Origin of the sequence: Streptomyces sp. NPDC048290 (assembly GCF_040652095.1) — a bacterium.
In the GTDB taxonomy this organism is placed as follows: domain Bacteria; phylum Actinomycetota; class Actinomycetes; order Streptomycetales; family Streptomycetaceae; genus Streptomyces.
In genome coordinates this window covers 113,133-135,764 of the sequence record NZ_JBEZLM010000019.1, presented here as the reverse complement: position 1 = coordinate 135,764, position 22,632 = coordinate 113,133, and the positions used below count along the sequence as shown (strand labels likewise).

Genomic DNA, 22,632 nt, shown 5'->3' with positions numbered 1-22,632 from the left:
CCGACGCACCCGCCCCAGGAGCGGCAGGACCCACCGTCACCGTCTGCCGCGGCTGCGGCACCCCCAAAGTCCCGGGACTCGACCACACCGCCGGGCTCCGCGACCTCGATATGCCGGGCAAAGCCGCCGACTTCCTCCGCACCCGCGCACTGGAATCCGCCGAGCGGGCCGCGCCCGACCAGGGGTGACCGTACCGCGCGGCCGGGGCTGCACTCCCGCAGTCCACCGCCAGCTCCTCGCACTCTGCCAGCCGCTCGACCATGGCCCCGGAACCTCGCAGCGCAAGGCTCGCCGCGAGTACGAGAACCGCGTCAATGCCTTTGAGGCCAGGGCTCAGCGCTGAAGAACCACCAGGGCCGCAGCCCAAAAGAACCAGGGCAGCCAGGCAGGCCCAACTAGGCTACGTGCCGTGCATTCTCACCGGATCATCTGCCCGCCGACCCGCTCCTGAGCGGGGCGCTGCCAGGGCCCGGCCGACGCATACGGCCGCGGCCCCAGTTCGGCGTGGCCTGTGAGCCGCCGATGATCCGCTGCTGGCCCCCGCTCCGACGATGCCCTTCATCCACGTCGAAGCCGGAGCTTTTCCATGCCCACACGCTCGTCACCCACCCTTGCCCGCATCCCGCGGTCAGGCACTGCCTTGCTGATCCTCGCCGGACTGCTGTGGGGCACCGGCGGCCTCGCCGGCGCACACCTCGCCTCCCGTACTGGGCTACAGCCGGTCGCCGTCGCCGCGTACCGGCTGCTGGTCGGCGGCGCCCTCATCACCGCCTACGCCTGGGCCGCGGGCAGGCTCAGGATGGTGCCACGCACACGCGCGGCAGCGGCCCGGGTGGCTGCCACTGGCGTACTGCTGGCCGCGTATCAGACCGCGTACTTCGCGGCAGTGGAGGCCACTTCAGTCAGCCTGGCGACACTGACCACGATGGTCTCGATCCCCGTCCTGGTCACCGTCGGCTCCTCCGCCCTCGACCGGCGTCCGCCCACTCTCCGTGCGGCCGGATCGATCGTGGTCGCTGTCAGCGGACTGATGCTGCTGCTCGATTCCCCGACCAGCACGAGTGGCGACATCACTACAGGAGCGGGCTTGGCGCTGCTCGCCGCGCTGGGGTTCGCCGTGCTCACACTGGACCGCCGAACGCCGCTGCCTGGCCTGGACCTGGACGCCGCGACCGGTCTGGGCTTCCTGACGGGGGGCCTGCTGCTGTTGCCCGCCAGCCTGGCGTCCGGGATGGAGCTGCCACTCCGGACTGACGTGGTCGGCGCTGTGGTGTTCCTCGGGTTGGTGCCCACCGCCGTCGCCTACACCAGCTACTTCGCGGGCTTGCAGCGCGCCGGTGCAGCCGCCGGAATCGTCGCAGTCCTCCTCGAACCACTCACTGCCACGCTGCTCGCGGTGCTACTCGGCCATGATCGCCTGGGTGGGGCGCAGCTTCTCGGCGCCTTCCTCGTCCTGGTCTCGATCGGCATCCAGCAGGCTCCGACCAGGACGAACGCCACACCATGACCATCCCCTACCTGTCCATCGCTGCCTCTCCTGCGAGGCATTGAGCGGGGTGCTCGGGCCAGCGGGTCCGTCCACGGCCCGAGCACCCTCGCGGACAGGAATCCAACGACTCTGAGGACTCTCCGGGTGGAAGAACCATGTCGTGGTCGTGAAGGGGCGTATGGCACCACGTGGGGAACTCGATGACCACTGGCTGCTCCACTCGCCAGCCCCTCCGTCACCCAGGTGCGACTGGACCGTCGGCTGAGCCCCGAACGCCTCCGAGTTCAAGGCCGATTCCCAGTGCCGCGTACCGCTGGGCGGTCGCGGCGGAGAAGCGGTCCAGATACGGCGAGACCAACTCGGCTGGATGCATCGGATACTCCCGCTCACCACCCGGGGCTCCCGTCGGCGCCCTGGCCGTCGCACCCTTCTTCAGCTACAGCCGAACCCAGTCGGCCTCGGTCAGCAATTCCACAACACAGCACGCCTGAGGCTTGTCAGCCGCCGAGAGTCTCCATGCACGTCATGCACCGACTCGTCGCCCGCAGTTGTGTGTTCCCCCCAGTGGCGCGGGCCGGGTTGCTTTCGCGATAACACAGCATGGCCGCGTTGCCCACTACGGCTGCACCAGAAGCTCACCGCTATGCGACTGGGTTGGGTGGCAGAGCGGTTGGCTTCATTGACAGCGGACAGTCGCCGCGGGCTGGATGCCGCCGTACTGGCCTGTCGCGCCGCGCGTTCCGCTCGGCCCGGCGCAGGGTTTCGGCGTGGAACGTGACGGACTGCCGATCCGGGCACGCCGTCAGTGTGGTGGAACGGCGGCGGGGTTCAGGCCGGTCGAGGCCAGGGTCTCTTGCTACTTGTGCGTGGTCGGCCCTGTCGGCGCCTCACTGATGGAAGGCGTCAACTGCTCCCCCGCGACCAGGTGTGCTGCCGCTGCCCGGCGTGTACGCGGGCGCGGAGTCGCCGAGGCCGTCCACGCGGAGGCGTGCGGTGTAGCGGGCGCCCCAACCGGCCACGCGGGGCGGCTCCGACGGGTCGATGCGGACGCCGGGGTGCGTGTCGAGGATGGCGGCGACCATGCCTTCCACGATGGCGGGGATGAACGCCTTTACGAGGCAGGCATGTTCTCCGTGGCCGAAGGAGACCAGGGGCTGCCGTGGGCGGCGGAGATCGAAGGTGTCGGGGCGCTCGAACACCGTCTCGTCGCGGTTGGCGGAGCCGATCGCGGCCAGCACCTGAGCACCGGCGGGCAGTCGCGTGCCGCCCAGCTCCGTCGGCCGGGTGGTCATGCGTTCGGCGAGCCCGAACGGTGGCATCCAGCGCAGGACTTCGTGGACGGCATCGCCGAGGAGCTCCGGGTGGTCGCGGACGAGCCGCCGCTGGTCGGGGTCGCGGAGTAGGGCCACCAGGAGGGTTCCCGCGGCCCACCCCGGTTCGGGAAGGGACGGGAGGACCACATGGATCGTCGGGAAGACCTCCGTCGCGCCGCGCGGGCAAGCGCTTCCGGGGGTGTTGTGCCGCCATCGTGCGACCGCCGAGGACGGGTCCGGGCCGAGGTTCTCGAACCAGGGGGTGAGCATGACGTCGAGTTCGTTCATGGCGGCGGCGGACACCGCGACCTTGGCGGGGTCTGCCGGAGCGAGGATGCCCAGCCACAGGTCCTGTGCCATACGCAGCAGACTCGCGCTGTCGACCTCAAGGCTCAGCATCCAGCGGAACACCTCCGCCGCGACGGGTTGCAGGACCTCGCCCATGAGGTCCGCTCGTCCGTGCAGTCCGGTGACTCGCGCCATGACGCGCTTGCGGGCGTACTCCCGGGCGAGGCCGGCCCGTTCGGGTGCGAAGAGTTCCTCCACATCGGCGCGCAACCGGGTGTGGCGGTCGCCGCTGCTCGACAGGATGTTTCCCGGTCCGTAGATCTCCGACATGGCGGATGGATAGTTGGTGGTGAAGGTCTGGCTGTCGGCCATCACCTCGCGCACGTCCTGTCGGCGTGTGACGAGCCAGCAGCCGAGCGCGGGGATCTCGGCCACCGGGTGGTCCCGTCGAAGCCGCTGGTAGACCGGATAGGGATCTGCCTCGAGCATCTCCGGCGTGATCGTGTCCAGGAACGAGGTCATGCGTCCTCCCGAGGTGCTGCGCGACTGGTCATCGTCGATCTCCTGGAATCCGGAGGTGGGTGACCGCCGTGCAATCGGCGGCCACCCACCTCCGGACGCACCGCGCCCCATGCTCGGCCACGAGGTCCGTCGGGCCCTCGGTCCTGTGCCCCACACACGGCACAGGGGCTGGGAGGTGGGCGGGATGCGGTCCGGCTTGCCGCCGGCGGGGTCAGCGTTGGTGGGGAAGCGGGGGGCGCTCGGCGTCCTTGTCGTCGGAGCGGTCGAACGCTCCGGGCCGAGAGAGGTCGTCGAGCAGTTCGTCGATCAGCTCCTGGGTGACGTGGGGCATGACGTAGATGTGGCTGTAGTCGTGGCGGCGGCCACCGAGGTTGAGGGGGACGCAGGCCAGGGAGTACTTGCGCGTGATCTCGGCGCAGGGCTGCTGGAACCAGACGCTGAGGGCGTGTTCGCCGTGGCCGACCTCGATGCCGTCCTCGGCCCAGGGCTCGCCGCGTTCCTTGAGCCGGTCGCTGAGGTTCCGGAGACGGTCGGCCGTGTACTCGGCGATCCGCAGGACCTCGGCGGCCTGCCGCACCTGCTGCTCCTCACTGAACTGCGCGAGATGGTTCCACATGGCCAGGGAGGCGAAGCCGCTGCGGGAGCCGGCGAAGGTGCTGTCGGGGGAGGAGACGACCGCGGGGTCGGACGGAGGACGCAGCTTGGAGCCGGCGCGGGACATGTAGATGCCGGTGGGGACGGGTGCCCCGGGGTACTTGTGGCCGCTGGTGACGATGGAGGACACCTCGGGGATCCGGAAGTCGAAGACCGGGGGTGCGCTGTCGATGAGTCCGTTGTCGCGGGCCTTCTCCAGGTAGGGGGCGTAGGCGCCGCCGAGGGCTCCGTCGACGTGGATCCAGTAGCCGTTGCGGATGCTGACGCGCTCGGGGTCGTCGGGGTCGAAGCGCACGGTGCGGTCGACGAGGCCGTGCCGCGCGAACACCGGGCGCAGACGTTCACAGGCGCCCTGGACGTCGTCGTAGGCGCCCTTGAAGACGCTGCCGATGTTGAAGTTCACCAGGACGGGGTGGCCCTTGGCCGCGAAGAACTCCACGAGGGCGACCAGCGCGTCGACGTCGACGGTGCCCGGCCCCTCGTCACCGCCGGTGGTCGGGACGCCCCCGAGGGGCCAGCCGTTGTAGGTCTGTGTGCCGGTGCCGCTCACGTCGATGGGGCACTCGCCCGGGTAGAGGCTTCCGCCCAGGTCGTAGAAGGTGGGGATGTCCAGCACCCGCATGGCCTTGATGTGGGAGTAGTGGGTCTCCTGCGAGAAGAACGCGACCGGGGCGTAGGCGTTGGGGTTGTCGTCGGGGTGCTGGGCCCGCAGGTAGCTGGTACGACAGCTGGCGTCGCCGGAGACCTCGTCACGGACCAGGGCGTTGCCGTCGAGGTAGTCCCGCGCGTTCCACATGGCGTAGAGGTTGCCCTCGGTGCTGCCCATCGACAGGACATAGCCCCACCCGTCCTCGTCGCGCGGGCGGGCCGGGTCCTGGGGCAGCGGCGCGTGCCACAGAGCGGCGTAGTGCTCCAGGACCGCCCGCTCCAGCCACCGGGAGTGCAGGCTGTAGTTGCTGTCGACGAACGGGTCCCCGATGTTGTTGATGTGATAGCCCAGGAACCGGCCGAGAGCGGCGTGTCCGTCGAGCGACAGGTTGACCTGGTAACCCAGCAAGCGCCCGCGCCGTTCGCCGAGATAGCCCTCCAGCTTCGCGAGGACGGCACCCCGCTGCTCATCGGTGTAGGCGACGCTGCCCAGCCGGTAGTCGCTGTTCGCCGGCAGTCCCGCCGGGCGGGTGTCAGAGTGTTCGATGGTCATTTCACGTCCGATTCTGGGCGATCCTTCGAAGCGGAATTCAGGCGGTGAATCACCGTCAAGGGAGAATTGCTTCGGAATACGCTCGCTTCTGAGGGGGTGAAGGCGTTGCGAGAATCGACGGCCGACATGAAGCCTGACGAGCGAATTGCCGGAGCAACCCGTCATGGGAATGCCGGGCCGTTTGAGGCGGCGACAACGACCGTGGCCGATGCCCGCGCCCCCAGGACCTCGCGACACACAGGGTAAGTGCGACAAGGAGCCCTAATTACTCACTTGTCTATGCTTATCCTCGGTCTAGCGATTTCGCGTGAAGAATATTTACTTCGATGCCTCGGGGCGTGCCTTTGGGAGCAACGTTTCGGCAGTTCTCGGGGTAGCGGTTTCACGCCATGGAGATTGTCCGACGGCCGCATCTGCGCCCTTCTGGACGAGCGGCCCACGTAGGTGACTTGGGGCGGCGGTCGGGAGTCGGTGATTCCGGGGCACGCCGCCCCAAGGGGTGCGTGAACAGGTCCACGGCCTTCTCGTGCACCCGGACCGCCGCGGAAGACTGTGGCGGCCGGTCTGTCATCGTGACCGCCTCCCGTTCGCCTCCCGTGGCAGCCGGGCCGGGGCGTTCAGGGGGAGTTGCGGACGAGAGTCCGTCCGTGAGCGGCGGTGACGGCGATGCCGTCGAGGTCGGGTCCGTGGTCGCTGGTGAGGTGGACGGCGTCGGCGTCCTGTCCGTCCGCGTGGATGCCGTCCCCCACGGTGAGGGTGTCCAGGCCGCCGTCGATCTCCACGGTGGTCACCCCGTCGCCCCGGGCGGCGATCCGGCCGCCGATCTCCACAATCCCGATGTGCCCGCCCTCCTTGACGCTCAGCGCGGTGGCGGACAGTCGTGTCTGCACCCCGCGGACCAGGCTGGTGCCGGTGCCGCCGGTGGTGGTGAGGTCACCTCGGATGGTCAGGACCGGCAGCGGTTTGCTGACCTGGACGCCGATGGCGCCGTCCCCTGTGGTGGTGATGGAGTCGAACCGGGCCTGCCGCAGGCTGCCGTCGTAGACGTTGAAGCCTCGGGCGCCGGTGCCGTGGGTGGTGATCGGGGCGTGGACGTCGAGTTGGTGGAGGTCGCCGAAGTTGACGAACCCGATCCCGCTCGGTCCTCGGGAGGTGATCGGACCGCCGGCTTCCCAGGAGTCGACGGTCCCCCAGTTGTCGAGGACCATGTCGTTCTGCCCGTACGTCGTGACCGGACCGGCCGTGTGGACCTTTTCGGCGTGGGCACCGGAGATCACGAAAACGCCGCCGGAGATCAGGTCCGGGGTGCCTTCGGGGATGCCGCCGTCCGTGTGGATCTCCCCAGTACGCAGCAGACTCACCCGGAGAATGCCGCCGTCGCCGTGCCCGTCCCGGTCACCGTGGCCGCCGACGAACACCCCGCTCCCGCGCACCGGGCTGTCGGTGCTGCCCACGGAGATGTCGAGCAGTTCGGCGGTGATCACTACGGCCGCGTCGGGCTGCCGGTTCCAGAGTGTGAAGGCGCCCTGGAGGGCGTCGACGCCGAACCCGTGCGGCCGGGCGGCCCGTCCCCGGACATCGGCGGCTTCGACGGTCAGACCTTCCACGCGGACATGTCCGAGGCGGACGGATGCCTCGGCGAGCAGCAGGACCTGTCCCCGGGTGCGCACGCGCTCCAGCGCGAGGGTGCCCAGGTCTTCCACGGTGGTGTCGTTGCAGATCGCGGTCTCGTGGTCGGGGCAGCGGATCGTGATGTCCTGAAGGACGTTGTCACTGGTCAGGCGTATCCCCCGGGCGCCGAACTCCAGGGTTCCGCCGCGCAGCCTGGTCCCGGGCGGGAGGGTGATCATGGGCATTCCCGACACCGTTCCCACCAGTTCGATCGCGGAGACCTTCTTCGCCAGGGCGCCGGACAGTTCGGCGGCCGTCGTCACTCTGGTCCATTCCACGGCCCGCATGGCCCGCTCCCGCACTCCCCGAGCTTCCTACCGTTCCGTTCCCGTTCGGCGCCGTGTGGCGACAGCCCGTCGGGGGAAGCGGGCGGACATGGACGTCGGCGCCATTCCGTCCGCTGTCACGGACACGGTCCATCCGCGGAGCCCCCGCCTTCTCCACGCTACGCCCGCCCCTGTGCGCGTGCATCCCTTCATCGTCGGTGGAGGCCGGGAGTCCGCTTGGTGTCCGCCTGTCAGCAGGGGCGGCGGATGCGGTATCGGGCCCGGGTCGGTCAGCTCCGGGGCTCGCTCGCGGCGGAGCGGGGCCGCCTCAAGACGGCTCCGGTAGTGGAGTCACGGGGGGGCCTCGGGTGGGATGGCAGGGCGAGGGCGAGGAGCGCGAGGTCGTCGGTGACGCCTTGGCCGGTGTGGTGGCGGACATCGGCCACGAGGTGGTCCAGGAGAGCGTCCGGGCCGGTGAACCGGCGAGCCGCGAGACGCCGCGCGGGGTCGTAGAAGACGCCCTGCCGGTCGCGGGCCTCGGTCAGACCGTCGGTGAACAGCAGGAGCAGACAGCCCTGGGTCTGGAGGTCGTAGGTGTCGGAGGTGTCGTAGGTGTGGTCCCCTCCCCCACCGCCGTCGGCATTCGCGTCTCCGTCTCCTGTGAGGTCATGGGTGCCGAGCGGCAGGGCGTAGTGGGTGGGTTGGAGTGCGTGGACCGTGCCGTCCGGGTCCAGGAGCAGGGGCGGTGGGTGACCGCGATTGACGATCCGCAGCGTGCGGCGCCCCGGCGGGATCTCGCAGAGCACCGCGGTGATGAACGATTCGGCGGGCCCGGGGCCTGCGCGGCGGGTGGATTCGCGGGTGATGGTGCGGTCAAGGCTGTCGGCGGCGGCGCACAGGCTGGGTTCGGTGTCGGCGATGACACGGAAGGCACCGATGGCGACGGCGACTTCAGCGACCGCGTCCAGTCCCTTGCCCTGGACGTCGCCGATCAGGAGGCGGACGCCGTACGGGGTTTCCTGGACGGCGTAGAGATCGCCGCCGATCAGTGCCTCGGTGGCGGCGGGCTCGTAACGGGCGGCGACCTCGAACCCCGCGACCTTCCGGGGCGGCAACGGCAGGACGGCGCGCTGGACGGTGGCCGCGGTCTGGCGGGCGGAGGCCAGGCGTCGGCTCGCGGTGAAGATGATGCGGTTCACCAGGACAGCGAGTCCGGTGACGAACAGGACGGTCGCGGTCTCGGTGTCCGCTCTGGGCGATCCCAGCGAGCCGGTGCTCACGTGCAGACCGATCTGCGCGGCGATCGCAGTCAGCCCGATCCCCAGGGTGCCGGGCCAACTGTAGAAGGGGGCCGCCAGCAGAGGCGCGGAGGCGAGCAGCGGCGCGGCGGTGTAGCTGGGCGGGACGAACGTGTCGTAGACGATCGCGGCGCCGATCACCGCCCAGGGCAGCAGCCTCAGCACCGACGGGACACTGCTGCGGGGTGCGTGCCGGTCGACCACTGCGACCGGCCTGCGGATACGGCGCACCCCCTCACACCATCACAGGATGGCTGGCCGTGCCACGCAGGGCAGCCGGTGGTGGTCGGACCATCGAGGCCGGGGGCGGCCCGCGCCCGGAGCAGATCCTCACCCGGTTCGGCGACCTTGTCCGGATCGACACGGATGGCGGTTTCGCCGTCGAGGCATTCAAGCCGTTCAGGGACGGGTGATGAACCCAGGGGGGACGCCGCGTCCAGGTGGAGTAGAGGGCGGTCCATCGGTCCATCTGTATGGGGCAGGGCGTACCGGTCGTACTCGCTGCGGTGTCAGTGGTGATGAGGCCGGACGCTGCGTCGCCGGTGTGGAGGGAGACGCGGGCGATGTCCGCGAGCCGGTGGTCGGCGAGTCCGAGCGTGTGGCGGGCGATCCGGTACTCGTCGGTGAGCGAGGTGCCGAACATCAGCGGGGCTTCCGCGCCGAGCGAGCACCGGATTCCGGCGGTCAGCAGCCGGGGAGCGGGTCCCGGCAGGGTCGGGAACGACGGCCAGAATTCGGTTGGACGTCGAGGACACGTCCGTCCAGCGGGACGTCCCGTTCGGCCGACCGTTCCAGCAGGGGGGTTCTCGACGGCGTGGATGCCATGCGCGACTCGGTCGCGCCGAGGTCTTCGAGGGCGGCCGGGAGGCGGCCGGGGCCGCACAGCTCGTCGGCGTGCGGGGGCGGGGTGAGGTCGGTCGACCTCGGCGATGGCGATGGCCCCGGTGAGGGGCTCGGTGGGGCAGGCCGCCTCGTCGCCCGCGAGGCACCCGTGGCCCGCGTGACGGGCCTGGCGGACGGTGTCCTCGGGGCTTCCCGTGCCGGGAGACGGCGAGCGTCAGGCCGAACCCGACGCCGCACTGACCGCCGGCCTGGCGTGCGGCGTCGATGACCGTCTCCGGACGTACCCGCGAGGATCCGGCACCGGACAACGCTGGAAGGCCCGTTCAGCGGCGTCGTTCCGCCAGGAGGTAGACCAGGTCGTAGAGCGGCTGCGGATCGTCGGCCAGGACCGTGGATCCGGCGAGTTCCCCGCAGTAGGCGAGCACGTCATCGGGGCCGACGTCGCTGCGGCCCTCGCCGGTGACGAGGTCGACGTAGGTGAGGGTGAAGCCGCTGCCGACGAGGTCGTCCAGCACGGTGCGCGGATCGGAGCCCGCGGCCTGGAGACCGGCGGGCCAGAACTCCACCCAGACGCGGTGCACGCGCTCCAGCGTCCTGGTCGCCCCGGCCAGCACACGGCCCTCGGCCCCCTCGACGTCGATCTTGAGCAGGTCGATCGGACCCTGCCCCGCCTCCAGGGCGGACAGGGCACTGTCCAGGGTGAGGGCGTCGACCTCCTCCGACTCGCCGGAGTAGCTGGGCAGCAGGCCGGAGGCCACGGAGTGGCAGGCATGGTAGGTGCGGTCGAGGTAGATCGTCTCCCTGCCATCGCGGTCGGAGATCGCCACGTGCCGGCAGTGCACGCCGGGGTGGTTGCGGCGCATGTTGTCGGCCAGCAGGCCGAAGGCGTCACCGGTCGCCTCGAAGGCGATCACCTGCCCGTCCGGCCCGACGCCGTGGGCGAACAGACTGGCCAGGTAGCCGAAGGAGGCGCCCACGTCGACGATCGTGGCGCCGGGGCGTGCCCACACCGCGAGGCGGGCGAGTTCTTCGGGCCAGCTCACGCCGGTGGCGAGGAAGTGGCCGCCGTGGCTCCGGTCGTTGCTGTCCACCATGAGGCGCGCGCCCCACGGTGTGCTGACCTCGTCGTACGTCGGATCGATCGTCACCATGGCCGCATCTTCCGCCCCGAGCGCAAGGGAAGTCCAGCGACCAAACACCCACCGGGGTAACCCGGTCGATGCCGGGTTGACGCAGGAGGGGGACCTGGTTGCGGAGTTCGCCCCTGCCGGGTCCGGGCGGCCCCGCCAGTCACTGCCGCAGCCCGGGTACACCTACCCGGCACCTGGCCGTCGCTGTGTCGACGGCCAGGCACGGCGGTCCCGCCCGGCACGCCACACCGGTGAGCGCGCCCCGGTCCCCGGCTGCGCTGCCCGTCCCGCCCTGTCGCCCATCCCCCCAACACCAGCCAGGGACACAAGCGAGGGGCCGAGCAGACGGACCCGTTTCACCTCGGCTGGGGCTTCGTGCCTCATGGTGGCGAGACCCCTTCGACGCTCGCCGGGTCACAGCTCTGGACGATCCCTCAGCTGGGGGGGCTGTACGTGCTCCGCTTCCGCTCCCCCGTTCCCTGCCTGGCCGTACTCGGCTCGGCCTGCTGGATGGGACCGACACACCTTGCGCCGCCGGGGCCTGCCTGCCCTCGGTGCCGGGCCGTTCTGACGGACCATCGACGCCAGATCGGCCCGCCCACGCCCGGAGACCACATCGGCGGTCTCAGGAAGCAGGGCCGTGGTCAGGTACAGGAGCCTCCGTCAGGTGAGGCGTTTGCGCACGTCAGACGGGTGGCGGTGGGTGGTTGTCAGGGGCGGGGTCCGTGTATGCGGGAGTGCGTCCGGGGAGGACCAACCGGCTCTCGTAGGCGACGGTCACCAGTTGGGCCCGGCTGGGCGCGCCGATGTCTCTGCCCACTCACGCTGACACGCGCAGCTACCCGGCTAGGCAAAGGCCGGCTGCGAGACCCACGACACGAGCCACTGCTCCGGCCCCGGGGACGCCCACGTCCAAGATCCTGCGGGGCGGGAGCGTGCCTGAGTGGAGGTGGTGGTCTGAGGCCGGTACCTCCGACACCGTCCACGGCCCGGCGCCGCCGCTACCAGCGGGCCGATCTCGGCGACCAGACCGACGTCGTCACCATCGGCGTCTGCGGTGTGCTCATCGCGTGCCTGGAACAGGGCACGGCCGGTAAGTCCTGCCGTGACTACCACGCCCTCCTGCCGCAGGAAGTCGGCGCCTGCAAGCGCGCTTCCCTCACCGGACGCGGCCCGATCACCAACGCCGGCATCGACAGACTGCGCGACGACGTCCTCGTCCCGCATCCGCATCGCCCCCCCTCGAACACTGACCTCCACACCAGCCCGCGAGGAGCAGTCGCCGTTCTCGCCACCATCGGCGCACTCGCCCTTACCGGCACGACGGCCGTCGCAACTCCCTCCGTGCCGCGCGAAGGCACCGCCACGATGCATGCGGGTGCGGCAGCGAGTGAATCGACTACGACGCCAGCCGGGACCGCCGGATCAAGAGCCGGCTCTGCTTCTACGCGAACGGCTGGGGCGGGCTGCCCCCGGAGCTGTCGGTCAGGTGCGAATGGCAGGCCCTCGGCGGGATCGGCTGGCAGGCCCCCCGAACGGCTGCCTCATCAATGACCCCGCCCATCTCCAGGTCACCCACCCCAACGGCGAGGAGATCTACAGCAACCTCGCCGGTGCTGACGGCAAGAGCAGCGCGATCATCCGGCCCGCGGATGTCGGCGTACAGGTGGGCGTTGATGTGTACTCCGGCAACGGACGGACCCGCTCGGGAGGTACGCCGGTGAGGCATGTCCGCCGCCCGAGACGGGTCGGGGACCGTCAGCCGGAGCGGTGGTGGCCGTAGGGCTCCTCGGGGCGGTCGCCGTAGGAGTCGTGGTGGTGCGAGGGCGGGCACTTGGTGCGGATGGTGGCGCGGGCCGGGTCGCTGCGCAGGGCGTCCTCGGCCGCGAGGGCGACGGCCGTGTTGGTGACCCGGCCGGCGCGGGCGTCGGCCTCGGTGACCGTGTAAGTGCCTGTGCAGGTGGTCGACGCGCCCGGCGCCAGAGTCACCGACTCGCAGGTGACGCCGGTGACACGGTCGTCCTCGATGTGGACGCCGGTCGCCGTGGTGCCGCCCGCGTTGGTCACCGTGTAGGTGTAGGTCACCGTGTCGCCGGGGCGGTAGGCGCGTGAGGTGTCCGTCTCCTTGGTGAGCTGGAGCTTGGCCGCGGCGCCCACGGGGAGGGTGACCTGGTCCTCGGGCGAGCGGACCGGGTCGCCGCCGGATGTGCCGGTGGCGCTGGCGGTGTTGGTGACCCGCCCGGCCTCGGCGTCGGCCTCGGTGACCGTGTAGGTGCCGGTGCAGGTGGTCGACGCGCCCGGCGCCAGAGTCACCGACTCGCAGGTGACGCCGGTGACACGGTCGTCCTCGACCGTCACCGACTCGATCTCGGTGTCACCGCCGTTGGTGACCACGTACTCGAACGGCACCTCGGCGCCCGGGAGCAGCGGGTCCGGCAGTGGTGGGTCCTGGGCGACCTGCTTGACCAGGGAGAGCGCCGGGAGCGGACGGTCGGGTTCGATGACGACATTGCGCAGCAGATGGACGTCCGTGAACTGGCCGGTGGAGGCGGCGAACCCGAACTTGTAGGTGTCCGGGAGCGGTTCGGGGGCGTCGGTGGCGAGGACCTGGTGGGTGCCGGTGCCGTCGTGGAAGTCGATGTCGACCGTCAGCCGGGGGTCGGGGGCTGGGGTGAGGGTGACGGTGACCGTGCGGCGGGACTCCTCCAGCGCGGCTTCCGCCTCCTCGGGGGTCGCCCCGGGGGGCAGCGAGGTGGTGGGTCCCTGGAGTCTGCCGGGGAGGGTGGAGGTCCATGGGCCGGTGGTGCTGTCCAGGTTGTCCGAGGTGGCGGTGAGGAAGCAGTAGCCGGTCGTGCCGTCGCCGGGGCCGCGCAGGGTGACCATGTTCGGGCCGGGCGCGGGCACCCGGAAGGCGGTGCCGGCCGGGGAGCGGTCCGCGCAGCCGTCGCCGCGCTGCTCCCAGTCGCCGAAGTAGTTGCCGAGGACGTCCAGGCCGACGCCCAGGTAGCCGCGGTCGACGCCGGGCAGGAAGGGGTTGGCCGGGTTGTCGTCGGGGAGTTTCTGGGCGTAGCCGAGGCTGCCGCCGAAGGCGCCCGGGTGGTCCAGCGAGCCGCTGCCGTCGACCAGGAAGAAGGAGAGGCCGTCGGCGGGGGTGTCCGGGGTGGTGGAACCGTACTGCCACTGGTCGAAACTGACGGTGAGTCCGGCGTCGGCCGGGATCGCCTGGTCGTAGAGGACGGCGCCGGACTGGTCGTGGGCGGCGTCCGTGAGCCGTAGATAGCCGTGCGGGGCGGCGTCGTCCGGCGGGACCGGCCCGGACGCGCCCTGCGGGCAGCCGCCGGGCGGATGGTTGCCGGGGCCGGGCGCGGGGGCCTGCGGCGCCCCGGTGAGACAGGCGGAGCCCACGGCGACGAAACCGGGGTCGGCGGTGGCGCCGGTGAAGGTCTCCGAGACCAGCGGGACGGCCGCGGCGACCCGGGGGCGGGCCGCGTCCGGTGCCAAGGGCGCGGCTACGGCCGCGGGGGTGACGGCCGTCTGGAGCAGGGCGGCGGTGGCTGCGGTGGTGCCCAGGGCAGCGGCCCAGGTGCGACCGCGGTGGCGCGGCCGACCCGGCCCGTCCGTCCCGGACTGTTGTGAATAGCACATGAAGTACATGACGGGCATTAGAACCGCGCGCCCGGACGGTGCCGGGGACGACGGCTGACAGGTCGTCCACCCGGCCGCACCTTCGCCCCACTTTTCACCTGGACGCCACGTCGGAGACACCGTCAGAGGCGTTGCCAGTGGCTGTCAGCGGGGGGGGTGTCAGCGTCGTAGGCGCGACCACTGCGACCGTCACCGCGTCGAAGGCGCGACCACTGCGAACGTCACCGCGTCGTAGGCGCGACCACTGCGACCGTCACCGCGTCCTGGGCCCGCATCGCTGCCGGCCGGCCCGCCACACGACCGTCGCCCGCTCCCCGCCCGCCCCCGACGCCGCGATCGAGGACCTGCCACATATGCCGGGTGGCACCCCGCCGGACGACCCGGTGACACCAGCACGTACGCGGACGACGCGCTGACCTGCTGATCGAGGCCGCCCCGAGCAGCTTCGCCGAGTTCCTGGGCAGCGCCGTGCCCTTCGCGGCCGACGGCTGCCCGGTCGTTCTCGTGGTCATGGCCGTCCGCGAGGCCGACGGCCGCCTGGCCACCACATGCGCTACGCCCGCTCCCTGTAGAACGGCGACACCGGCCGGACCTGTGTCGGACCAGGAGGGTTCTCGAACGCGTCGCGAGACCTTGACCGCTGAGGAGGTGGCTTGTGGAGACGCGTCCCCGGCGGCGAAGTGGCGGCGGAGGAGGCGATGGAGAGAGGCCTGCGGGACCTGGTCCACGTCGTCGGCGGGTGCCGGGCCGGGCTGAGGGGGTGACCGACGGGCACGGTGTCCTCATTCCCACGGCCTGCGGGCCAGGTCGGCGGCCGTCCGGCACACACGCGCGGATATACGCACGGGCCGGAGCCCACCATGAGGACTCCACCCCTACACCCCCGTCTGACCATCAGCGGCAGCGAGTGTCCGGTTCCTCCTCGACCATCCCGCTGTCGTGTGAGTGTGTCCGTGGCTGACGCCACACCACCCGGCTGGAGTTCGTGGGTGGGACGGATGCTGGACGGCACGGCTCCGCGCCGCCAGTCCGAGGGCTCTCTCGGCCGCTGAACGTCTCGCCGCTCTCGTTCCGGCCGTGCCAGGGTCTGTCTGACACGCGGATCGCAGAGGCCCGCGTCCGGCGGACGACGCGCGTCTGATGTCCGAAGCCGCGGCGCGCGGTATACGCACGGTACGTTGCGCTGCTGGCCGCGTGGGTCAGAAGCAGGACCGGTTGTCGGTGGAATCTGGGAACGACGGCGAGCTGACCGCCCTCAAATGGTGCGTGAGAAGTGGGAACAGGTCGGGGCACACCACCGGACCACTTTGGCCGGATCAGGTCTCGCCAGCTGGCGCGCGGCTCCCGAGCATGGCGCAGGACGTCGGGACGCTACGGGGGTCCCTGGAGTGGGCGCGTGCCAGATGTGGTTCCGCCGGAGCTCGTGCGGCGCGAGGTGAGGTGGGGGTTGGGCGGCCGTGAAGCGGATCGGCGACTACACGGTCGTTCGCCTGCTGGGCAGTGGAGGAATGGGTTCCGTCTATCTGGCACGCTCGCGTTCCGGAAGGCTCGTGGCCATCAAGGTCATCCGGCCCGAGTTCGCCGCTGACCCCAGGTTCAGGGAGCGCTTCCGCCAAGAGATCGAGGCCGCCCGCAAGGTCGGGGGCTTCCATACGGCCGCCGTGGTCGACGCCGATACGGCCGCCCCGCAACCGTGGATGGCCAGCGCGTACGTCGAGGGACCGACCCTGGAGGCGGAGATCGGGCGCGGGTCGCTCCCTGAAGGGCAGCTGTGGCGGCTCGCCGCGGCACTGGCCGAGGCACTCCAGGCCATCCACAGTCACGGCCTCGTGCACCGCGATCTGAAGCCCGCCAACATCGTGCTGGCTTCCGACGGCCCCCGCGTCATGGACTTCGGGATCGCACGGGCCATGGAGGAGTCCCGGCTGACGACCGACGGCGTGGTGGTCGGCACCGCGGGATACCACTCACCGGAGCAGGCTCTCGGACGCCCGGTCACGGGGGCGAGCGACATGTTCGCGCTCGGTGCGGTGCTCGTCTCGGCGTCCGGCGGTAGCGCGTTCGGCCACGGCTCGCCCGCGGGACTCATGTACCGGGTGGTGCACGAGGAACCGGACGTCTCCACGGTGCCGCCCTCACTACGGCCCGTGGTCCTCACCTGCCTCCGCAAGGAACCTTCCCGCCGCCCGAGCCCCCTCGAACTGCTCGACCTGTGCGCAGCGCATGTCGGGGCCACGCCGACGCACGACGCCACGGTGATGGACGACGAGCCGCCCCCTATCACCCCTCCGCCCTCGTCGTGGCCCCACGAACCGCAGCCACCGACAGTGTCAGCGGAGAGCCCTTCACCTCCCACTGCCGTGTATGTCGTTCGCAGGTCCGTCTGGTTCCGGCAGATTCTCCGCAACGTGCTCGGTGTGGCGGGACTCGTCGTCGGAACGGTGCTGAGCGGCACGGCCGCCTTCCCCGTCGCGATACCGGTGGCGGCCGGGATCACCGCCTTCCTGCTGGCCATACGGCTCCTGGGCCTGCTCGGCACGGCCAAGGACGGCCTCACCTTCAGCAGCCGCGGCATCGGACTGGGCCCGCCGGACAACCACGTGGTCATTCCCTGGCACGAGATCAAGGCTCTGGAGCTGACACGCCATACCAGGTGGACGGAGCTGACCGTCCATCTCCACGTGGTGCGGCAGCCGCCCACGGGTTCCCACCACCCGACCTGGGTCCGCAGCGGCCACGGCGGTGTCACCCGGATCCGTACGCGCAGACTCGCCCCGATCGGCACCACACCCCAACTGCCCGATGCCCTACATGCGTTCGCCAAGTGGCAGCGGATCCTGGTGCGCGAAGGGTGAACGGGCTGGCGCCGCGTCAACCGGGACAGCTCCTCACCCGACACAACCACTTTTCCCGCGCTCCACAGTCACCCGCGCGATCGGAGAGATGCGCGAGCTGCCGGCCGAACGGGGATGCGCGGTCCCCGACCGTCCCCGGCCTGCGGCTGCGGCTGCGGCTGCGGCTGCGGCTGCGGCTGCGGCTGCGGACCCTGGCAGATGTCTTCGCCCATGCCCAGGCCGGGGGCATCGGGCTACGGCTGGATGCCACTGAGGTCCAGGTCCGCAGGCCCGTGGCCGGCGGCGGCGGACGCAGGGCATTCGTATCGGGCAAGAAGAAGCAGAACACCATGAAGGCCACCGTCGTCGCCGATGCCCGGGGACGCACGCTCTGGACCGACACCCCGCGACCTGGCCGGATGCACGATGCGACCGCCGCACGCGACGAAGGCATCGCCGTCTGCTTCCAGCACTTCCCAGCCGTGGAGGTACTGCTGGACGACGGCTGCCCCGGGCTCCGGCGCGACCATCCCGGCCAGGCGATCACACCACCCGGAAAGCCGAACAAGATCGCCCTGCCGCACATGCACGCAGCCGGAGAAGAGGCCCGGCACAGACACTCGTCGAAGCGCATCATCGTCGAGCACGCGCTCACCGACCACAAACGCTGGAAGCAACTGACCCGCTGGACACACCGGCGAGATGCCCTGCCCGACGCCTACCGGGCCATCGCCGACCGCAACACCACCACTGACGAAACCACCATCTCAGGGCCCCACATCCCCAACAATCACGCACCAGCTCGTTAAGGAACAGGTTCCAGCTGAGGCCCTGGGAGGCACTGAGCGGCGAGGTCCTTCCGGGGACGGGCCCTGTGACACCCGCCCTCATGCCCAGCCCCGAAGCCGGGGCGCCGTCACCCCATTCCGACCTCACGGAGTCGTTCGACCGTCGGCAGCGGTGGCCTTGCTGACCTCATTGTCGGACCGCGCACAAGGTGGGCTCGGGCGAAGTCCGGCACAACGGCCCACTTCCCGCCCCGCAGGACGTCGAGCAGACAAGCTCAGCCCCCATCCGGTCCCCGGCGGCCGTCATCCCGTGGGCCGGGCAGGTTCCTGTAGTCCCGGGGCGACACGCCGTAGGCGGCCCTGAAGAGGCGGCTGAAATGGGCAGGGTTGGTGAAACCCCAGCGTTCGGCGATGACGCAGACCGGTCGGGCGTCCAGCCGGGGATCGGCCAGATCGAGGCGGCAGCGTTCCAGCCGACGCTGCCGAATCCAGGCGGCGGGGGACGTGCCGTCCTCGGCGAGCAGGTGCTGAAGCCGGCGCAGAGAGATGTGGTGGGCGTCCGCGACCGTCTGAGGAGTCAGAGCCGGGTCCATGAGGTGCTGCTCGACAAACACGCCGATCTGTGCCCGCAGTGCGCGTCGGCGGGCCTGCGGGCTCAGTTCCTTCTCGGCCTCGCCGTAACGGGCGACGACGGATGCCAGGAGTTCCAGGGTCACCGTGGTGAGGGTGGGGACGTCGGCCCGGGTGAAGTCACGGGCATTCGTGTTCAGGTCGGTCAGCCAGCGGGCGAGCAGCGATCCCATGCCGCTGCGCCCGCTGATCGGGACGGCGAGCAGGCGCCGCACCGTCCTCTCCGGCAGCGGCATCAGACGGCGCGGGATCTGCACGGTCACATACGACCAGCCGTCCCCGACCGTGCGGATGTTCTTGTGGTAGGGGCGGCTGGTGTCCGTGATCACCAGGTCGCCCTCACACGGCGCCGCGTCCGTCCCTGCGAGGGAGAGGGCTCCCTCCAGACGCAGGAAGTAGTTGACCTGATACGCCTCGGGATCGAACCGCCGGATGACCTTCGCCGTCCTCGTGACATCCAGATGCGGAAAGGTCATGGTGGTCACCTGTAGGTCACCCAGGTCGAGGATTCTCATCCTGGCGCGGAAGTCGTCCTGCCGGTCGCTGCGCAGCCGGTTCGGCATGTGTGATCGGTCGGTGAAGTCGGTGAACAGTTCGAACCGCTCCGCAGCGGTGACAGTCTCCGTGGTGAAATCCGTGACCAGCATCCCGCCCCCGCACAACGTCCCACTCATGCTGCCTTTGAAGGTGGCACAGGCAGACACGGACCGTCCAGCAATACCCCGGCCCCACACGAGCCGCACTCGGCGCCGGGAGCCCAACCCATCCGTGCCCCGCAGCCCGTCCCGGCAAAGACCCGGCACCCCCCACACTGCCCGGCACAAGGCCGTACAACAGCTGACCGCCCATACTTCCCTCCCACCGCGTCAGCCTCCACAGCGACCGGGTACAGGGACGTCCGCCACGACCCGACCGCCCACCGCTTCCTCACCCCGGGGCACGGAAGGCCACCAAACCGATGCATTCGGCCTGCTGACGACGGTCACGTGCGACGACCGCGCCCTCCGCCTGTCCGCTCCGGCACGGCTGACCCTCTCCGTCTCCCTCTGCTCAGCCCTGGGCTGGCTGGACGGGCCAACCCGACGGCCGTAGTGGACACGCCACCCCTCAGCCGCGGCACGCCAACGCCAACGCCAACGACGACCCATTGGGCGAAACCGACCCGACCGCGTCTCCACGGGGCAGCGGGCGAAACCCCTCGATAGCGCGGAACCAGGCACGCAAGAACCAGCGGGACTCTCCCGCATCGAGCGCCGCCAGAGCACCTCCAGAACCACCACGTCCCCCGGCCGCTCAACATCGTCCGCCCGCCGGCCAGATCCGCTGGACCAAGACTCTGATCAACTCGATTCCATCAGCCGTACACAGAGACTCCATCAGGCGGAGTAGGCCACGCTGCGGACTGTGCCATCGCGCCACCGCTCGCCCCAACGAGCCCCACGCCCCGCAGAGTTGCGCCATGGTCACCCCTTGACCAAGGGCTATGCGGAGGTCGTCGCCAGACCACCCAGCGGGACACCATCCACGCGGCCCGCTCGCCTCCCCCAGGTCATCAGAATCCGCCGCGCGAACCGGCCCCCACCGAACATTTGCGCCAGCTTGCGTCAGCGCCTCCGCTCCCGTCGGACGCATGAGGCCCCACTGCTCCACGTCGCTCACAGTGACACTGGCGTCGCCAGGTGGCGCGGGGTGCGGGGCAACGCCAACGGGCCCCGTGCCCGTTACCTGCTGAGAAGACGGTTCAGGAAAGGGGACTTCCGCTTCCGTATTTATGCGGAGCGGAACCGGTCCGTGGAACAGCCGCACGGAAGTCTGTTTCACACAAAAACAATAGGCTGGCCAGATCCGGCCAGCCTCTCCCGTGCACGTTCCCGCCTGGTTGACGCCCGGCGAGATTGCGCCATAGCCTCACCTCTTGGGCAATCAGCCGGCCGCCGGTTGAAGCGCCCTTCATGGGATCGATCCACGGGGGAGGAATTCCATATGGCCGATCTTTTATCGTCCAGACCCGGGTCAGCGCAATTGCCCACGCTTGTCGACACGCTTGAATCGCGAGCGGAACGGCAGCCTACGGACATCGCGTACGTCTTCCTCCACGACGGCGAGGACGACGAACGCGCCATCACCTACCGGAACCTCCGGGCGGCGGCGACAACCCTCGCCGAGGAGCTTACGGAGCGGGGTGGCCGGAACGAGCGGGCGCTCCTGCTCTTCCCGCCGGGACTCGACTACATCGTCGCCTTCTTCGGGTGTCTGTACGCGGGGGTCGTGGCCGTCCCCGCGTACCCGCCGCAGGGTGCCCGGAGCGCGGACCGGCTGGACGCCATCGTGCGTGACTCGGGGGCGCGTCTGGCGCTGACCTCCGGGGACCTGCTGCCGCTGGTGCGCTCGGCGCTGGACACCCCGCTGACTTGGGTCGCGGTCGACGCGGACCGACTGGGGGCGCCGGGCTCGATCCCCTCATCCACCCCGGGCGCGGCCCCCTCATCCACCCCGGGCGCGGTGCCCACGTCCACCCCAGGCACGGCCCCCTCGTCCACCCCGGCGGCGGACGACCTCGCCTTCCTCCAGTACACCTCCGGCTCCACCCGGCTCCCCCGCGGTGTGATGCTGACGCACGCAAATCTCACGCACAATCTGGCCGCCATTGACGAATCCTTTGCCGGCGCTCGCCATGACGTCATGGCGAGTTGGCTTCCCCCATATCATGACATGGGGCTCATCGGGGCCATCCTGGCGCCCATGTACGGTGGTTATCCGGCGGTTCTGATGTCACCGCTGCATTTTCTCCAGAAACCGTACCGCTGGCTCCGTGCCATATCCCGTCACCGGGCCACCATCAGTCCCGCACCCAATTTCGCGTACGAATTGTGTCTGCGCCGGATTGACGAGGAGCAGCGGGCCACGCTCGATCTGAGTTCCTGGCGTGCGGCCGTCAACGGGGCGGAACCGGTGCGGGCGGAGACACTGGACCGGTTCACCGAACGGTTCGCTCCGACGGGCTTCGGTCCGGACGTCTTCCGTCCCAGTTACGGACTGGCCGAGGCCACCCTGCTGGTGTCGACGGATCCGGTCGGCCTGCCCCACGGCCGCTTCACCGTCGAGGACGTGCCCCGGGTCGCCTGCGGGACCGCGCGGGGCGGCCAGTCGGTGGTCGTCGTGGACACCACGACCCTCGCTCCGGCGGGGCCCGGCCAGACCGGTGAGATCTGGGTGTCGGGCCCCAGCGTGGCCGCGGGCTACTGGGGGCGTCCCGAGGAGTCCGCCGCGCTGTTCGGCGCTCGACTGCCCGACGGCCGCGGCCCGTTTCTGCGCACCGGTGACCTGGGGGCGCTGGACGAGCGGGGCGCGCTCGCCGTGACCGGACGGCTGAAGGACCTGCTCATCCTGCGCGGCCGGAACATCTACCCGCACGACGTGGAGAGCGCGGCCGAGCGCGCCCGCGCCGAGGTGCGGCCGGGCTGCGGCGCGGCCTTCACGGTTCCCGTGGACGGCGAGGAACAGCTGGTGCTGGTCTGTGAGGTGACGGACGGCGCGGACACCGACGCGGTGGCGCTCGCCTGCCGACAGGCGGTCCGCGAGGAGTGCGACGTCGACCTCCACGAACTGGTGCTGATCCCGGCCCGTACGGTCCCCAAGACCTCCAGTGGGAAGATCCAGCGCGGCGCGACCCGCGACGCCCATCTGGCCGGAACGCTCTCCCCCGTCGGCGGCTGGCGGGCCTCCCCGGTTCCGGGGGCCCCGGCCGACGGTCCGGTCGGCGTGCCGCCCCGCGATCCCCTGGAGGCGCTGATCGCCGGCATCTGGGCGGAGCTGCTCGGGCAGGACGCTGTCGGCGTCCACGACGACTTCTTCGCGTCCGGCGCCCAGTCCGTACTCCTCACCCAGCTCGCCTCACGGCTGGAGTCCGAGCTGCCGGTGCGGATCACGGTCGGGGACCTGTTCCAGGCCACGACGGTCGCCCGGCTGGCCGCGTTGCTCCAGAGCCGTCCGCTCGTCGCCGACGAGGACCAGGTGGCCGACCTCATCACCCGGGTCGGCCCCGGCTGATCCACCCGGC

General features: G+C 70.6%; 12 protein-coding genes and 4 pseudogenes. 7 read left to right on the top strand and 9 right to left on the bottom strand.

Annotated elements, in window-relative coordinates:
• Positions 1–2 precede the first annotated feature (2 nt).
• Both AB0D49_RS28865 and AB0D49_RS28860 read left to right on the top strand, forming a co-directional pair.
• Positions 3–98: pseudogene (locus AB0D49_RS28865) on the top strand ((2Fe-2S) ferredoxin domain-containing protein); the annotation flags it as partial.
• Positions 99–640: 542 nt separating this feature from the next.
• The gene (locus AB0D49_RS28860; protein ID WP_362762621.1) at positions 641–1,507 is read left to right on the top strand and encodes a DMT family transporter; all 867 of its coding nucleotides are present in this window, start codon (positions 641–643) and stop codon (positions 1,505–1,507) included.
• Positions 1,508–1,781: 274 nt separating this feature from the next.
• On the opposite strand, the pseudogene AB0D49_RS28855 reads toward AB0D49_RS28860, so the two are convergent.
• From AB0D49_RS28855 to AB0D49_RS28835, 5 genes and pseudogenes are all read right to left on the bottom strand, one after another.
• Positions 1,782–1,925, bottom strand: a pseudogene (locus AB0D49_RS28855) (nitroreductase); the annotation flags it as partial.
• 451 nt (positions 1,926–2,376) lie between these two features.
• On the bottom strand, positions 2,377–3,612 hold the full coding sequence (locus AB0D49_RS28850; RefSeq protein ID WP_362762620.1) for a cytochrome P450: 1,236 nt from the start codon (positions 3,610–3,612) through the stop codon (positions 2,377–2,379).
• 211 nt (positions 3,613–3,823) lie between these two features.
• Complete coding sequence (locus AB0D49_RS28845; RefSeq protein WP_362762618.1) at positions 3,824–5,467, bottom strand: histidine decarboxylase; 1,644 nt, start codon at positions 5,465–5,467, stop codon at positions 3,824–3,826.
• Positions 5,468–6,084: 617 nt separating this feature from the next.
• Complete coding sequence (locus AB0D49_RS28840) at positions 6,085–7,425, bottom strand: hypothetical protein (protein WP_362762616.1); 1,341 nt, start codon at positions 7,423–7,425, stop codon at positions 6,085–6,087.
• Between the two features lie 269 nt (positions 7,426–7,694).
• Positions 7,695–8,867 (bottom strand): PP2C family protein-serine/threonine phosphatase, encoded by a 1,173-nt coding sequence (locus AB0D49_RS28835; RefSeq protein WP_362762614.1) that lies wholly within the window; start codon positions 8,865–8,867, stop codon positions 7,695–7,697.
• 95 nt (positions 8,868–8,962) lie between these two features.
• On the opposite strand from AB0D49_RS28835, the gene AB0D49_RS28830 reads away from it, so the two are divergent.
• The gene (locus AB0D49_RS28830) at positions 8,963–9,115 is read left to right on the top strand and encodes a hypothetical protein (RefSeq protein WP_362762724.1); all 153 of its coding nucleotides are present in this window, start codon (positions 8,963–8,965) and stop codon (positions 9,113–9,115) included.
• A gap of 146 nt (positions 9,116–9,261) precedes the next feature.
• Here AB0D49_RS28830 and AB0D49_RS28825 read toward each other — a convergent pair.
• Both AB0D49_RS28825 and AB0D49_RS28820 read right to left on the bottom strand, forming a co-directional pair.
• Positions 9,262–9,585 (bottom strand): annotated as a pseudogene (locus AB0D49_RS28825) (hypothetical protein); the annotation flags it as partial.
• A 283-nt stretch (positions 9,586–9,868) separates the two neighbouring features.
• Entirely contained in the window at positions 9,869–10,696 is an 828-nt protein-coding gene (locus tag AB0D49_RS28820) for an FkbM family methyltransferase (RefSeq protein WP_362762612.1), read from the bottom strand.
• A gap of 1,474 nt (positions 10,697–12,170) precedes the next feature.
• On the opposite strand from AB0D49_RS28820, the gene AB0D49_RS28815 reads away from it, so the two are divergent.
• Positions 12,171–12,458, top strand: a complete 288-nt coding sequence (locus AB0D49_RS28815) for a hypothetical protein (RefSeq protein ID WP_362762610.1) — start codon at positions 12,171–12,173, stop codon at positions 12,456–12,458.
• Here AB0D49_RS28815 and AB0D49_RS28810 read toward each other — a convergent pair.
• Positions 12,434–14,320 (bottom strand): hypothetical protein, encoded by a 1,887-nt coding sequence (locus AB0D49_RS28810; protein ID WP_362762608.1) that lies wholly within the window; start codon positions 14,318–14,320, stop codon positions 12,434–12,436. The two genes, AB0D49_RS28815 and AB0D49_RS28810, sit on opposite strands and share 25 nt — an antisense overlap.
• A gap of 1,457 nt (positions 14,321–15,777) precedes the next feature.
• On the opposite strand from AB0D49_RS28810, the gene AB0D49_RS28805 reads away from it, so the two are divergent.
• Both AB0D49_RS28805 and AB0D49_RS28800 read left to right on the top strand, forming a co-directional pair.
• The gene (locus tag AB0D49_RS28805) at positions 15,778–17,175 is read left to right on the top strand and encodes a serine/threonine-protein kinase (RefSeq protein WP_362762606.1); all 1,398 of its coding nucleotides are present in this window, start codon (positions 15,778–15,780) and stop codon (positions 17,173–17,175) included.
• 58 nt (positions 17,176–17,233) lie between these two features.
• A pseudogene (locus AB0D49_RS28800) lies at positions 17,234–17,963 on the top strand (transposase family protein); the annotation flags it as partial.
• Positions 17,964–18,217: 254 nt separating this feature from the next.
• Here AB0D49_RS28800 and AB0D49_RS28795 read toward each other — a convergent pair.
• Positions 18,218–19,246, bottom strand: coding sequence for a helix-turn-helix domain-containing protein (locus AB0D49_RS28795; RefSeq protein ID WP_362762604.1), 1,029 nt, complete (start codon positions 19,244–19,246; stop codon positions 18,218–18,220).
• Positions 19,247–20,594: 1,348 nt separating this feature from the next.
• On the opposite strand from AB0D49_RS28795, the gene AB0D49_RS28790 reads away from it, so the two are divergent.
• A complete protein-coding gene (locus tag AB0D49_RS28790) occupies positions 20,595–22,622 on the top strand; it encodes an AMP-binding protein (RefSeq protein ID WP_362762602.1) in 2,028 nt (675 codons plus the stop codon).
• Positions 22,623–22,632 lie beyond the last annotated feature (10 nt).

What these genes read in the sequence shown, in the direction of transcription:
- AB0D49_RS28815 (WP_362762610.1), top strand. Translation starts at nt 12,171, where the DNA reads ATGGCAGGCCCTCGGCGGGATCGGCTGGCAGGCCCCCCGAACGGCTGC.
- AB0D49_RS28845 (WP_362762618.1), bottom strand. Translation starts at nt 5,467, where the DNA reads ATGACCATCGAACACTCTGACACCCGCCCGGCGGGACTGCCGGCGAAC.
- AB0D49_RS28810 (WP_362762608.1), bottom strand. Translation starts at nt 14,320, where the DNA reads ATGTGCTATTCACAACAGTCCGGGACGGACGGGCCGGGTCGGCCGCGC.
- AB0D49_RS28850 (WP_362762620.1), bottom strand. Translation starts at nt 3,612, where the DNA reads ATGACCTCGTTCCTGGACACGATCACGCCGGAGATGCTCGAGGCAGAT.
- AB0D49_RS28840 (WP_362762616.1), bottom strand. Translation starts at nt 7,425, where the DNA reads ATGCGGGCCGTGGAATGGACCAGAGTGACGACGGCCGCCGAACTGTCC.
- AB0D49_RS28795 (WP_362762604.1), bottom strand. Translation starts at nt 19,246, where the DNA reads ATGAGTGGGACGTTGTGCGGGGGCGGGATGCTGGTCACGGATTTCACC.
- AB0D49_RS28820 (WP_362762612.1), bottom strand. Translation starts at nt 10,696, where the DNA reads ATGGTGACGATCGATCCGACGTACGACGAGGTCAGCACACCGTGGGGC.